Annotated in this window: 13 protein-coding genes; 7 read left to right on the top strand and 6 right to left on the bottom strand. The window is 66.5% G+C overall.

Going from position 1 to position 12,669, the window contains the following annotated elements:
- The first annotated feature begins 3 nt into the window (after positions 1–3).
- On the top strand, positions 4–561 hold the full coding sequence (locus ABW18_RS01025) for a regulatory protein RecX (protein ID WP_049697477.1): 558 nt from the start codon (positions 4–6) through the stop codon (positions 559–561).
- Between the two features lie 2 nt (positions 562–563).
- Here ABW18_RS01025 and ABW18_RS01030 read toward each other — a convergent pair whose 3' ends face one another.
- The 4 genes from ABW18_RS01030 to ABW18_RS01045 all read right to left on the bottom strand — a co-directional run bounded on the left by ABW18_RS01030 (position 564) and on the right by ABW18_RS01045 (position 3,961).
- A complete protein-coding gene (locus tag ABW18_RS01030; protein WP_049697161.1) occupies positions 564–1,472 on the bottom strand; it encodes an amino acid ABC transporter permease in 909 nt (302 codons plus the stop codon).
- A complete protein-coding gene (locus ABW18_RS01035; RefSeq protein WP_049697162.1) occupies positions 1,469–2,140 on the bottom strand; it encodes an amino acid ABC transporter permease in 672 nt (223 codons plus the stop codon). The genes ABW18_RS01030 and ABW18_RS01035 overlap by 4 nt, the downstream gene beginning before the upstream one ends.
- Before the next feature lie 14 nt (positions 2,141–2,154).
- Positions 2,155–3,138, bottom strand: a complete 984-nt coding sequence (locus tag ABW18_RS01040; RefSeq protein ID WP_049697163.1) for a glutamate ABC transporter substrate-binding protein — start codon at positions 3,136–3,138, stop codon at positions 2,155–2,157.
- Between the two features lie 94 nt (positions 3,139–3,232).
- Positions 3,233–3,961, bottom strand: coding sequence for an amino acid ABC transporter ATP-binding protein (locus tag ABW18_RS01045; RefSeq protein ID WP_049697478.1), 729 nt, complete (start codon positions 3,959–3,961; stop codon positions 3,233–3,235).
- A 181-nt stretch (positions 3,962–4,142) separates the two neighbouring features.
- Between ABW18_RS01045 and miaB the strand changes: the two genes are divergently transcribed.
- Both miaB and ABW18_RS01055 read left to right on the top strand, forming a co-directional pair.
- Positions 4,143–5,693, top strand: a complete 1,551-nt coding sequence (gene miaB / locus ABW18_RS01050) for a tRNA (N6-isopentenyl adenosine(37)-C2)-methylthiotransferase MiaB (RefSeq protein ID WP_049697164.1) — start codon at positions 4,143–4,145, stop codon at positions 5,691–5,693.
- Between the two features lie 87 nt (positions 5,694–5,780).
- Complete coding sequence (locus ABW18_RS01055; RefSeq protein WP_049697165.1) at positions 5,781–6,464, top strand: Rv2732c family membrane protein; 684 nt, start codon at positions 5,781–5,783, stop codon at positions 6,462–6,464.
- A gap of 53 nt (positions 6,465–6,517) precedes the next feature.
- On the opposite strand, the gene ABW18_RS01060 is transcribed toward ABW18_RS01055, so the two are convergent.
- Complete coding sequence (locus ABW18_RS01060; RefSeq protein ID WP_049697166.1) at positions 6,518–7,912, bottom strand: DUF349 domain-containing protein; 1,395 nt, start codon at positions 7,910–7,912, stop codon at positions 6,518–6,520.
- Between the two features lie 110 nt (positions 7,913–8,022).
- Here ABW18_RS01060 and ABW18_RS01065 point away from each other — a divergent pair, with 110 nt between their 5' ends.
- The 4 genes from ABW18_RS01065 (at position 8,023) to hflX (ending at position 12,373) form a co-directional block, all read left to right on the top strand.
- Positions 8,023–8,874 (top strand): class III extradiol ring-cleavage dioxygenase family protein, encoded by an 852-nt coding sequence (locus ABW18_RS01065; RefSeq protein WP_331436612.1) that lies wholly within the window; start codon positions 8,023–8,025, stop codon positions 8,872–8,874.
- Positions 8,871–9,791, top strand: coding sequence for a tRNA (adenosine(37)-N6)-dimethylallyltransferase MiaA (gene miaA, locus ABW18_RS01070; protein WP_049697480.1), 921 nt, complete (start codon positions 8,871–8,873; stop codon positions 9,789–9,791). Before ABW18_RS01065 ends, miaA begins: the two co-directional genes overlap by 4 nt.
- Before the next feature lie 26 nt (positions 9,792–9,817).
- Positions 9,818–10,720 carry a diaminopimelate epimerase gene (dapF, locus tag ABW18_RS01075; RefSeq protein WP_049697167.1) on the top strand — a complete coding sequence of 301 codons (903 nt, stop codon included), beginning with the start codon at positions 9,818–9,820 and terminating at the stop codon, positions 10,718–10,720.
- A gap of 81 nt (positions 10,721–10,801) precedes the next feature.
- On the top strand, positions 10,802–12,373 hold the full coding sequence (hflX, locus tag ABW18_RS01080; protein WP_049697168.1) for a GTPase HflX: 1,572 nt from the start codon (positions 10,802–10,804) through the stop codon (positions 12,371–12,373).
- A gap of 4 nt (positions 12,374–12,377) precedes the next feature.
- Here the strand turns inward: hflX and ABW18_RS01085 are convergent, their stop codons facing one another.
- Positions 12,378–12,638, bottom strand: coding sequence for an HPr family phosphocarrier protein (locus ABW18_RS01085; protein ID WP_005204573.1), 261 nt, complete (start codon positions 12,636–12,638; stop codon positions 12,378–12,380).
- Positions 12,639–12,669: the final 31 nt, after the last annotated feature.

Consider the following 12,669-nt stretch of genomic DNA (forward strand, 5'->3'; position numbering starts at 1 on the left):
CCGATGAGTTCACCCCATGACCCCGGGGAGCCGAGTGAGTCCACGACGGAGAGGAACGGCCCGTCCGCGTGGGATGTAGCACTCCGGCTCCTCGGGGTTCGTGCTCGCAGCCGTTCTGAGATGGCTCAGCGTCTGGCGCGCAGAGGATTCGATGCCGACACCGTCGACGAGGTGATGACTCGCCTCGACGCCCACAATCTGCTCGATGACGAGGAGTTCGCCGCCGAGTGGGTGCAGTCACGCCACACCTACTCGGGGCGAGGGCGCGTCGCGCTGCGGCACGAACTCGCCGCCAAGGGAGTCGACGTCGCGATCGTGCAGCGAGCGCTCGACGAGATCGATCCCGACGACGAACGCGCCGCGGCCCGCAACCTGGTCGACCGCAAGCTCACACCGACTGTGACCGAGCAGCTTGTCCACGCCGCGGAAACCAACGACAGATCAGTGCGCGACAAGCACTTTCGACGCCTCGTCGGCATGCTCGTCCGACGCGGCTACCCGCAATCCATGGCGATCGACGTCGTCGGCGGGGCGATCGACGAGATCACCTCCGCCGACTGACGTCAGGCCCGTGGCTTGGGCGAGGGCACCGGCATGTTCTCCATGGCCGCCTGGTCGACCTGATCGGCGGGCGGCACGTCGTCGGTGTTACCGCCGCGACCTTGCCGCAGCCTTCGCTCGATGTATGTCGCCAACGACGACAGCGCGAAGTTGATGATGATCAGGATGATGGCGATCACGATGAGAACCGGAATGTAGTTGCCGTACCGGGCCGCGGACAGCTGCGCCATGTGAATGATCTCGGAGTAGCCGATGACATAACCGAGCGCGGTGTCCTTGAGGGCCACGACCATCTGCGAGATGATCGCAGGCATCATCGCTGTGACGGCCTGCGGGAGCAGAACCGACAGCATCATCTGTGTCTTGCGCATACCGAGCGCCTTGGCCGCCTCGGTCTGCCCCGTGGGCAGCGACTTGATGCCCGAGCGCAGGATTTCCGCCATCACCGAGCCGTTGTAGAGCGTCAGGCCGCAGACCACTGCCGCAAAAGCCAGCTGTGACGACGGCACCACTCCGTACTGGGCGAAGAAGAACCAGAGGAACAGCATCAGGATCAGCACGGGAATCGCGCGGAACACCTCGACCAGCACGGTGCACACCCCGCGTACCCAGGCGTGATCCGACAGACGTCCGATGCCGAGAATGGAACCGAGGATCAGTGCGAGCACGATCGAGAGCGCTGCCGCGACAAGGGTGCGCCACAGACCGGGAAGGATGTAGCCGGTCCAGGTGCTCCACGTGACGAACGGCTTCCACTTCTCGGCGGTGAACTGGTCGTTGCCTGCGAATATCGCGATCACGTACGCGAAGATCGCGACGAGAATCGCGATGAACACGACGGCCACGATCGCGTTGCGTACGCGCGCACGGGGTCCGGGAGCGTCGTAGAGGACGGTTGCCTTGTCGCTCATCGCTTGACCGCCCATCGCTTTGCGAGCCAACCGAAGACGGCGCCCTCACTGAGTGTGATGATCATGAATCCGACGGCGATCACCGCGAAGATGACCAGTAGTTGGTCGGCAAAGGACTCGATCTCCGTTTTCATCAGTGCCGCGGCTTCGGCGACGCCGATCACGGAGGCGATGGTGGTGTTCTTGGTGAGTGCGATGAGCACGCTGCCCATCGGGCCGATCGTCGCTCGGATCGCCTGCGGGAGCACGATGATGCCGAACACCTGGGTGAAGGAGAGCCCGAGCGACCGTGCGGCCTCGGCCTGCCCGAGTGGGACGGTGTTGAAACCGGAGCGCAGCGTCTCGCAGACGAACGTCGACGTATAGACGATGAATGCGAGGACGGCGAGCCAGAAGTTGTTGGTCTTGATGGTCGACGAGAACGTCAGCCCGAGATTCTGATACAGCCCGATCGCGGCGAACAGCACGATCAGGGTCAGCGGCGTGTTGCGCACGATGTTGACGTATGTGGTTCCGAAGCCGCGCATCACAGGCACGGGGGAGACCCGCATTCCGGCCAGGATGGTCCCCCAGATGAGGGAGCCGATCGCCGACCAGAACGTCAATTGGATCGTCACCCAGAACGCGGGCCACAACTGCGGCCCCATGTCTTCCCAGAGTTCACTCACGACTGGTCACCTCCTCACTTCAGGCCCGCGGGGCACGGTGTGGACTTCGATTCGAGGAATGCGAGGTCGCCGGGCTTCGGTGTGAACGCAAACTTCGATCCCGGCTTCTCGGCGCGCTGCTCGATCTGGTTGACGTAGTCGTCGCCGAGGCTTTCGCGCAGTGCGCTGATCCACGGTGACGGACCGTTGTCGGCGCTTGGCTTCAGCATGGAGTCGAGGGCTTCGTTCACCTTGTTGACCGACTCCGAGTCGCCCTTGGCCAAACCGATCCCGTAGCGCTCGGTGGAGAACGGCGTTCCCGCCGCCTTCAGAGCTTTCTTGACGCACGCGTCCTTGAGATAGGTCATCTCCACAAGACGGAATTCGCCCTTCCAGAAGTTGGAGTAGCCCGCGAGGATCGATTCGTCTGTGGTCAGTGCGTCGACCTTGCCCCGACGTAGCGCCTCGACGCATGCGGAGTACGAATCGTATTCCTGCAGTTCGATATTCGGCAGTTGTGCCTTGACATTCTGGGCTGACGTCGACCCGGTGACCGAGCACAGTTTCTTGCCCTTGCCGAGGTCGGGGAGATTCTGGATCGACTCGTCGGACTTGCGCACCATGAGTCCCTGATAGGTGATCAGGTACGGGCCGCCGAAGTCGACCTTCTTGGCGCGGTTCTCGTTGATCGAATAGGTGGCGGCGATCATGTCGACCTCGCCGTGCTCGATCATGGCCTCGCGTCGAGCCGACGGTGTCTCGCGCCACGAGATCTTCGGGTGGGGCACTCCGAGCGAGTCGGCGATGTGATTGACGACGTACTCGGAGACGGCGGGGTCGAACCCGCTCATGGACTTGTCCGGGTTGTAGATGCCCAGCCCCGGCTGGTCGAACTTGGTGCCGAGTACCACCTCGCCGCTGCGGATCGAGTCGAGCAGGTTCTTCGGCTCGGTACTTCCGCAGCCCGCGAGGAGCGAGACGAACAGCGCACAGACGGGGAGAAATACCGTGAGCGCCATGGTTCGTCGGCGCGACCGTTTCCTCGCAGCAGGGGTGTCGACAGCTAGGTGCCCGGAGGCACGCCGACGCGTCGTCGGCGACGTGTCGGCCATGTCAGTGGCCCAAGATCTTGCCGAGGAAGTCCCTGGCGCGTTCGGACTGTGGACTGTCGAAGAAGCTGTCCGGATCGGTGTCCTCGACGATCGCGCCGTCGGCCATGAAGATCACGCGGTCGGCCGCCTTGCGGGCGAAGCCCATCTCGTGGGTCACCACGAGCATCGTCATGCCCTCCTTGGCCAACGAGACCATGACGTCGAGCACCTCGTTGACCATCTCCGGGTCGAGGGCCGAGGTCGGCTCGTCGAACAGCATCACCTTCGGTTCCATGGCGAGTGCGCGTGCGATGGCGACGCGCTGTTGCTGACCACCGGAAAGCTGCGCGGGGTACTTGTCCTTCTGGCTGGCGATGCCGACGCGTTCGAGGAGCTCGAGCGCGCGCTTCTCGGCGTCGGCCTTGTTCTTCTTACGGACTTTGGTCGGCGCGAGCGTGACGTTTTGGAGAATTGTCTTGTGCGCGAACAGGTTGAACGACTGGAAGACCATTCCGACGTCGGCGCGCAGAGTGGCGAGGTCGCGGCCCTCCTCGGGAAGTAACCGTCCCTCGACGAGGATCTCGCCGGAATCGATGGGTTCGAGCCGGTTGATCGTGCGGCACAACGTCGACTTGCCCGAGCCGGACGGGCCGAGGACGACGACGACCTGTCCGGCGGGGACCTCGAGGTCGATGTCCTTGAGGACGTGCAGCTCGCCGAAGTGCTTCTGCACGTTCTTGAGCACGATCATGTTGGTTCCGGTGGCGGGAGCCGGGGTCGCGGGTCCGACCGCCGAACCCCCTGTCGGTGAATCGGTCATAACCGTCGACACTAATGCCGACAACCCTTACAGGCGCGCTGAATGAGAACCTCGGCGTTGCGCGTGTGGTGACCGTGAAGGCGATTTGCACCGGCACCGTACCCTGGATCCAGTGAGTACGGAGTTGTCGGAGCGGCATGAGCTGCCGCGATCGGGGCGCAGCTATCAGGTGCGTACCTATGGCTGCCAGATGAACGTGCATGATTCCGAGCGCATCGCGGGTCTTCTCGAAGATGCCGGATATGTGCGCGCCGACGACGACGGCGATGCCGATCTCGTCGTGTTCAACACCTGCGCGATCCGCGAGAACGCCGACAACAAGCTCTACGGCAACCTCTCGCACCTCGCGCCGGTGAAGACGCAACGACCGGGGATGCAGATTGCGGTCGGCGGATGTCTCGCGCAGAAGGACAAGGACACGGTCTTGCGCAAGGCGCCGTGGGTCGACGTCGTGTTCGGTACGCACAACATCGGTTCGCTGCCTGCACTCCTCGATCGCGCCCGGCACAACGAGGAGGCGCAGGTCGAGATCCTCGACTCACTCGAAGCCTTCCCGTCGACGCTGCCCGCCAAGCGCGACTCGGCCTACTCCGGGTGGGTGTCGGTATCGGTCGGGTGCAACAACACCTGCACTTTCTGCATCGTTCCGTCCTTGCGTGGCAAAGAGGTTGATCGACGCCCCGGCGACGTGCTCGCCGAAGTCAAGGCGCTCGTCGACCAGGGCGTGCTCGAGGTGACGCTGCTCGGGCAGAACGTCAACGCCTACGGCATGTCGTTCGCCGACCCCGAACTGCCCCGCAACCGCGGCGCGTTCGCCGACCTCCTGCGCGCCTGCGGCGACATCGACGGTCTCGAACGAGTCCGATTCACCTCGCCGCACCCGGCAGAGTTCACCGACGACGTCATCGACGCCATGGCGCAGACACCCAACGTGTGCCCGCAGCTTCACATGCCGCTGCAGTCGGGTTCGGATCGCATCCTGCGGGCCATGCGACGCAGCTATCGCACCACCAAATTCCTCGGCATCCTCGACAAGGTGCGCGACGCGATGCCGCACGCCGCCATCACCACCGACATCATCGTCGGATTCCCCGGTGAGACCGAAGAGGACTTCGCCGCGACGCTCGACGTCGTCGAGCGTGCGCGGTTCTCGAGTGCGTTCACCTTCCAGTACTCGCCTCGACCGGGTACGCCCGCGGCAACGATGCCCGATCAGGTGCCGCCAGAGGTCGTCAGCGAGCGCTACCAACGACTGATCGCGCTGCAGGAGCGCATCTGTCTCACCGAGAACCGCAACCTCATCGGGTCCGACGTCGAGCTGCTCGTAGCCGCGGACTCCGGGCGCAAATCCGCCGACACCGGGCGGCTGACCGGCCGCGCCCGCGATGGGCGACTCGTGCACTTCCGCGCGGGCGACGCCGCCGAGGCGATCCGACCCGGCGACGTCGTGGTCACGACCGTCACCGACGCCGCGCCGCATCACCTCATCGCCGACGGGTCCATTGCGTCGCATCGCAGAACCCGCGCAGGCGACGCGCACGAAATCAACGCCACCCCGACGACGGCGCCGGTCGGCGTCGGACTGGGTATGCCGGGACTGGGTCCGGCGCCGATGCCCGCCGTGGCCTCGACCGGATGTTCTTCGGGCGCCTGTGGTTCGTGAACCATGACGGCATGACCTGCCGGGCACCGTGATCTGCCGGGCCTTTTGAACTGCCAGCACCCAGCGACGAGAGATGAGAGGCGCGAGATGAGCGACGAACCGCGCGAGGACAACACCGACGACCGACTGCCGACGGCTCAACGAGCCAGCGGTGGTAGCACCGGTGATAGCACTGCCGACGGCGGGACCGGAAGTGACGACGCCGAGTTCGCGCAGTACGCAGACGATCTCCGCAAGGCCGAACGTAAGGTCGCGGGCGAGATCGATCCGGGAGCTCGCGCCGTGGTGGTCGCCGTCGCTGTGCTCGTCGCGATGGGCTCGCTGCTCCTGCCGCACACGGGTTCTGCGAACGGATTCGACGTGCTGACCTCGTCCGCGGCCGCCGCGACCGAACGAGTCGCAGTGGTGTCGAAGGTATTCGTCTGGTTCCTGGTGGTGTTCGGAATCTTTGGGTCGATGCTCGCGCTGGTCACCCGCCGATGGGTGATCGCGTGGATCGCGTTGTGCGGGTGCGCGATCGGCTGCGTCGCAGGCATGCTCGCGTGGTGGTCGCGGAACACTCCTGGTGTCGGGGGAGTGGCACCGCCGTCGGGTGTCGGCGCGGGGCTCGTCCTCGGCTGGTTGGCCCTGCTCGTGCTCACCTTCCACTGGTCACGCGTCGTGTGGGCGCGCAGCACCTACCACTTGGCGCTCGAAGAGGAGCGTCGTCGGGAAGCGGTGGCACGCGAAGAGGCCGCCCGCAAACTGCAGCAGCGCCCGCGCGAGCGCTGAGTACCAGTACCTGATCGAGTATCAGTACCTGGTCGAGCTCAGCCCCGGGCCGGCTAGCGGTCGGCGATGGCGCTCTGCGCGGCCTGCGCCCATTCGCGCCACTGGGCCGCCTGCTCGCGCAGCTTCTCCGCGTCGCGCTTCTTGCCGCGCTCGGCCGCCTTTGCTGCCTGGTCCTCGAGTTGTGCTGCGCGGTCGGCGAATTGCGCGGCACGCGCGAGCGCCTCGGGGTCGGTGCGCTGCCACTGCGCGTCCTCGGCGTCGCGAATCCGCTTCTCCAACGCACGCGCACGGCCTTCGAGGCTGTGCATCTGTTCGCGCGGCACCTTGCCGATCTCGTCCCACTTCTCCCGGAACGTCCGGAACTCGCGGCGCGCACCGTCGAGATCGGATGCGGGATCGATGGACTTCTCCGCCTCGTCGAGCAGGGCTACCTTCGCCGTCGCGTTGGCACTGAACTCGGCGTCGCGCTCGGACGATGCCGCGTTTCTAGCAGCGAAGAAGACGTCCTGGGCGGCTTTGAACCGTTGCCACAGCGCCTCGTCGGCGTCGCGCGGTGCCCGCCCGGATGCCTTCCAGTCGGCGAGGAGTTCGCGGAAGGCGCCCGCGGTCGGACCCCAGTCGGTCGACGACGACAACGCCTCTGCCCGTGCGATGAGCTCCTCTTTGCGTGCCTTGGCGCCAGCGCGTTCCCGATCGAGATCGGCGAAGTGGGCGCCGCGTCGACGATTGAACGCGTCGCGCGCCTTCGAGTACCGCTTCCACAGCGCGTCGTCGGTCTTACGGTCGATGCCCTTGATGGTCTTCCACTCGTCGAGGATCGCGCGCAGCCGATCGCCCGCGGTCTTCCACTGGGTGGATTCTGCTCCGATGGCTTCCGCCTCGGTGGCGAGTTCTTCTTTGCGCGCGATGGCTGTGGCGCGAGCCTGTTCGCGCTCGGCCTTCAGCGAGTCGGCGACGTCGTCGGCACTTCCGACGATGACGGTCAATCGCTGCTCGATGGCAGAGACGTCGCCGATCACGCTGGCCTCGGGGAGGGTGTCGAGCAGATGTTTGGCTGCGGCCTGCGACTTGCGAGGATCGCCGGTGCGTGCGGCGAGGCGCTCTTCGAGAATCTCCACCTCTGTCTCGAGGTCGGAGTATCGACGCGCGAAATGGGCGAGACCCTCGTCGATGGTTCCCGCCTGCCACGACCCGATCTCACGCTCACCGTCCGCGGTGATGAGCCAGACGACGCCCTGTTCATCGATCCGCCCGAACTTGCGGGGATCGAACGACTCATGCTTACCGACGGCAACTGCAGGAACAGGGGTCGGTGCCTGCGCGGCAGGTTTGGGTCCGGGACCGGGCCGAGGGCCGGGCTTGGGACCTGGCTTCGGCGGGCCGGGCCGGGGGCCGGGAGTCGGCTCGGATGCGGGTGTGGCCGGTCCGCTGGTGTCGTCGCTCGTCATGGTGTGGTCCCCTCACAGCGTCAGTGGTGCCGCGCGTCACGGCTGCCTGTCACTACGTCCTGCGCAACTGGCCCCAGGACTCCACCTATTCAAGCAGGTCAGGGTTCTCGATGTGCGGCCTGCGGAACATCGCCGACGTCGCGGGGGGTGTGTCGGAGCTAGTCGCGGCATCGGGCACACCGTCGGCTAGCGTCGACGGTGTGCTGGCGTGTGTGGTTTTCGTCCCGAGCGCACCACTGGTCGTTCCCGAGTTGGCGGGACCGGACGCGGTGGACACCCTCGAGGTGCGCTCGGCTGTTCGCGATGCGGGCGCGCTGCTCGCCCGACATGCGTCACGCTGGGTGGCGGTGGGGGCCGACGACCGCATCGCCTCCGCGAGGTCCGGTGCAGGCGAGGCGCAGGCCTCGCGCTCGATACCGACGACGGGCGGTTTCGGCAGGTTCGGCGTCGACGTACCGGTCTCCCTGGAACGAGCGGGTGAGGAGCGATCATCGGGACGTCTGCCGCTGTCGATGTTGATCGCCGGGTGGTTACGCGGACAGGTCGACGCCGCGTCGGTGCGTCCGATCGTCGTCGACCCCGACGTACGGCCCGAAGTCGCCTGCGAGCGCGGTCGTGCACTGGCGGCCGAGATCTCCGCCGACCCCGAGCCAATCGGGGTACTCATCGTCGCCGACGGTGCAACCGCGCTTGCGCCGAAGGCTCCCGGCGGGGGCCGACGCGACAGCGCCGTCGAACTCCAGCAGCGCATAGTCGAGGCGCTCGGGGCGGCTGACGTCGACGCGCTTCGCGGACTCGACGTTGCCGCGTGCGATGCCGACGGAGTCGACGGCAGGGCGGCGTGGCAGGTCGCCGCGGCGATCGTCGGCGACACCCTGATGGCGGCCGAGGTGTCCTACGCCGACGCACCGTTCGGTGTCGGCTACGTCGTCGCGTCGTGGACACCCGAGGACGCGCGGTGAGTGCTCGGTCATCCGGGGTGACCCCCATTGCCGTCGTCGGCCCGACCGCGACCGGGAAATCCGACCTCGCGCTCGACCTCGCGGAACGACTCGACGGCGACATCGTCAACATCGACGCCATGCAGCAGTACCGCGGCATGGACATCGGCACGGCCAAGCTGCCACCACAGGAGCGTCGGGGCATCCCGCACCATCAACTCGACGTCCTCGACGTCACCGAGACGGCCACCGTCGCGCGCTATCAGGAGGCCGCGTCCGCCGACATCGACTCCCTGCTCGCCGCCGGCCGCACGCCGGTGATCGTGGGCGGGTCGATGATGTACATCCAGGGGCTACTCGACGACTGGCGCTTCCCGGCAACCGACCCCGCGGTGCGGGCCCGTTACGAGGCGATGCTCGACGAGATCGGAGTCGCGGCATTGCATCAGCATCTCGCGACTGTCGACCCTGCGGCGGCGTCGTCGATCCTCGCTACCGATGCACGACGGATCGTGCGCGCGCTCGAGGTCGTCGAACTGACCGGGGAGCCGTTCGCGGCGTCGGCGCCGAAGATCGGTGAGCCACGGTGGGGGACAAGGATTCTCGCGCTGGACCGCGACACTGCCGAACTGGACGAGAGGATTGCGCTCCGGACGCGGCTGATGTTCGCGAACGGTCTCGTCGACGAGGTGGACGCGCTCGTCGAGGCCGGTCTGCGCGAGGGCGTCACCGCTCGTCGAGCAATCGGATATGCGCAGACACTGGCCGCACTGGACGGCGAGTACGACCTTGCGACTGCGGAAGAACTGACCTTCATCGGCACCCGTAGATACGTGCGCAGGCAGCGGTCGTGGTTTCGCCGCGATCACCGCATCCATTGGCTCGACGCCGCGACACCCGCACTCCTCGACGCCGCGCTTGCGGCGGCGGAAGTCTGAGAACCTCCCGCACGTATTCTGGACGGGTGACGACGATCAGCGAGGCAGTGACCTACGTGAAGGGGCACGGCACCCAGAACGACTTCGTCGTGCTCACCGACCCGGCGGTCGAACTCGACCTCACGACCGACTTCGTGGCGGCGGTCTGCGATCGCCAACGCGGTATCGGGGCCGACGGCATGCTGCGCGTCGCGCGGGCGGTGGCCCTCGTGCGCGCCGGCGTCCTCGACGAACTGCCCGACGGCGTCGACCCCGACGACTGGTTCATGGACTATCGAAACGCTGACGGCTCCATCGCCGAGATGTGCGGCAACGGCGTCCGCGTCTTCGCCCACTACCTGCGGGCCACCGGGCTGACGGATTCCGACGAGTTCACGGTGGGTTCGCGCGCGGGCGGACGTCCCGTGGTGGTGCATTCTTTCGATGATCTGTTCGCCGACGTCAGTGTGCGGATGGGTCGGGTGACACTCGGAGACGACGCGACCGTGCGGATCGGCGACGACCTCTATCCGGGTGTCGCGGTCGATGTCGGCAACCCGCACCTGGCGTCCGTGGTGCCCGACATGTCGACGTCTGACCTCGCCGCGATCGATTTCTCTACCGGCGTCGTCCTGCCGGACGGCGTCTTTCCGCACGGCGCCAACGTCGAACTGCTGACGTCTCCCGAAGACGGCCCGCACGGTGGTCTGCACGCCACGATGCGTGTCTTCGAGCGCGGTGTCGGCGAGACCAGAAGTTGCGGAACGGGGCTGGTCGCGGCGGCGGCAGCGGGTCTGCAGACCCTCGGCCGCGACGCAGGCGAGATGGTCATCGACGTGCCCGGCGGAAGGGTGACGGTCACCGTTGCCGACGGTCATGCGACGCTGCGTGGACCGTCCGCACTGGTGGCCGACGGCCGATTCCGGGCGGGCTGGTATCGCGTCGACTGACGTGCCGCAGGCCCGCTGTACGGCGGCTCGGCGGATATCCACGTGCTCGACGGGGCGTCGGCGTGTCACCATGGATGGTGTATGACCGAAACATCACCACAGGTACATGACCTGCACGACACCCGTCCCGTCGACGCGAACGCACCCGCGATCGACCTCTCCCGCGATCTGATCGATCCCGACGATCTCGTCGACCCCGCAGACTTCGGCGACCACGACGATTCCCGCGACCGTGCCCACACCCCGACGACCGGCGAGCTCGCACTCTCCGATCGCGCCTCGCTGCAGCGCGTCGCCGGGCTCTCGACAGAGCTCACCGACGTCACCGAGGTCGAGTATCGACAACTGCGCCTCGAGCGCGTGGTGCTCGTCGGCGTCTGGACCGAGGGATCCGCGGCCGCCGCGAAGGCGAACATGGAGGAGCTCGCAGCGCTCGCCGAGACCGCGGGTTCCGTGGTCCTCGAAGCAGTGATCCAGCGACGATCCTCACCCGATCCCGCGACCTTCATCGGCTCGGGCAAGGCGCAGGAGCTGCGCGACGTCGTCGCCGACACCGGCGCCGACACCGTCATCTGCGACGGCGAGCTGACCCCTGCGCAGCTGACCGCGCTGGAGAAGGTAGTCAAGGTCAAGGTGATCGACCGCACGGCCCTCATCCTCGACATCTTCGCCCAGCATGCGAGTTCGCGTGAGGGCAAGGCGCAGGTGGCTCTAGCGCAGATGGAGTACATGCTCCCGCGTCTGCGTGGTTGGGGTGAGTCGATGTCCCGTCAGGCCGGTGGCCGGGCCGGCAGCAACGGCGGCGTCGGTCTGCGCGGACCGGGTGAGACGAAGATCGAGACCGACCGTCGGCGCATCCGTGAGCGAATGGCCAAGCTGCGCCGCGAGATTCGCGAAATGCGCACCGCCCGAACCACGAAGCGCTCTGCGCGGCTGCGGGGCGCTGTGCCGCGCATCGCCGTCGCGGGATACACCAACGCGGGTAAGTCGAGTCTGGTCAACGCCATGACGGGTTCGGGTGTGCTCGTGCAGGATGCGCTGTTCGCGACCCTCGATCCGACGACGCGCCGCGCGACTCTCGAGGACGGCCGCGAACTGGTCTTCACCGACACCGTCGGCTTCGTCCGCCATCTCCCGACGCAACTCGTCGAGGCATTCCGGTCGACGCTGGAGGAGGTCGTCGATGCCGATCTCGTACTGCACGTCGTCGACGGCAGCGACCCGTTCCCCGCGGAACAGATCACGGCGGTCCGACGGGTCATCAACGACGTCGTGGCCGAAGAGGGAGTCGCGCCACCCCCGGAGTTGTTGGTGATCAACAAGATCGATGCCATCGATGCGTCCCGGCTCACCGAACTGCGCGGCATGCTCGGCGCGGGCGGTAGTACGCACGGCCCCAACTCAGCGGGCGTCGTGTACGTCTCGGCGCGCACCGGTGAGGGACTGCCCGAACTGTTCGAGGCGGTCCGAGAGTTCGTGGGTCGCGACGACGTGGAACTCACCGTCGACATCCCGTTCACGCGAGGCGATCTGGTGTCACGAATTCACCGCGAGGGCGAGGTTCTCACCACAGACCACAGCACCGAGGGCACCCGGATGCGTGTCCGTGTGCCCTCGGCGCTGGCGGGAGAACTGGCCTCGTTGAAGCAGTAGGGGTCTACTCCGCGTCGAGGTCGGCGGCGACGAGCTTCGCGATGGCGTCGAGCGTTGCCTGATCGTCGGATTCGACGACGACCGCGGTTCCCTTCTCGGCACCGAGCGTCATGATCAGCAGTGCCGATCCCGCGTCGACAGGTTCGCCTCCGACGACCGAGATCGTCACGGGTGTACCCGCGTCGGCGACTGCCTCGGCGATGATCGTTGCTGGTCGTGCGTGCAATCCGACGGCTGATCCGACCTCGACGGTGGTGCTTGGCATTATTTGCTCCTTTGCAGATGGGGTTATGTCG

It is taken from the genome of Gordonia jacobaea (genome assembly GCF_001186365.1).
In the GTDB taxonomy this organism is placed as follows: Bacteria; Actinomycetota; Actinomycetes; order Mycobacteriales; family Mycobacteriaceae; genus Gordonia; species Gordonia jacobaea.

Coding starts and splice junctions, on each gene's coding strand:
- ABW18_RS01030 (WP_049697161.1), bottom strand. CDS start 1,472: ATGAGCGACAAGGCAACCGTCCTCTACGACGCTCCCGGACCCCGTGCG.
- ABW18_RS01045 (WP_049697478.1), bottom strand. CDS start 3,961: ATGATCGTGCTCAAGAACGTGCAGAAGCACTTCGGCGAGCTGCACGTC.
- ABW18_RS01025 (WP_049697477.1), top strand. CDS start 4: ATGAGTTCACCCCATGACCCCGGGGAGCCGAGTGAGTCCACGACGGAG.
- ABW18_RS01085 (WP_005204573.1), bottom strand. CDS start 12,638: ATGCCAAGCACCACCGTCGAGGTCGGATCAGCCGTCGGATTGCACGCA.
- ABW18_RS01065 (WP_331436612.1), top strand. CDS start 8,023: ATGTGCGGCCTGCGGAACATCGCCGACGTCGCGGGGGGTGTGTCGGAG.
- hflX (WP_049697168.1), top strand. CDS start 10,802: ATGACCGAAACATCACCACAGGTACATGACCTGCACGACACCCGTCCC.
- ABW18_RS01040 (WP_049697163.1), bottom strand. CDS start 3,138: ATGGCGCTCACGGTATTTCTCCCCGTCTGTGCGCTGTTCGTCTCGCTC.
- ABW18_RS01060 (WP_049697166.1), bottom strand. CDS start 7,912: ATGACGAGCGACGACACCAGCGGACCGGCCACACCCGCATCCGAGCCG.
- ABW18_RS01055 (WP_049697165.1), top strand. CDS start 5,781: ATGAGCGACGAACCGCGCGAGGACAACACCGACGACCGACTGCCGACG.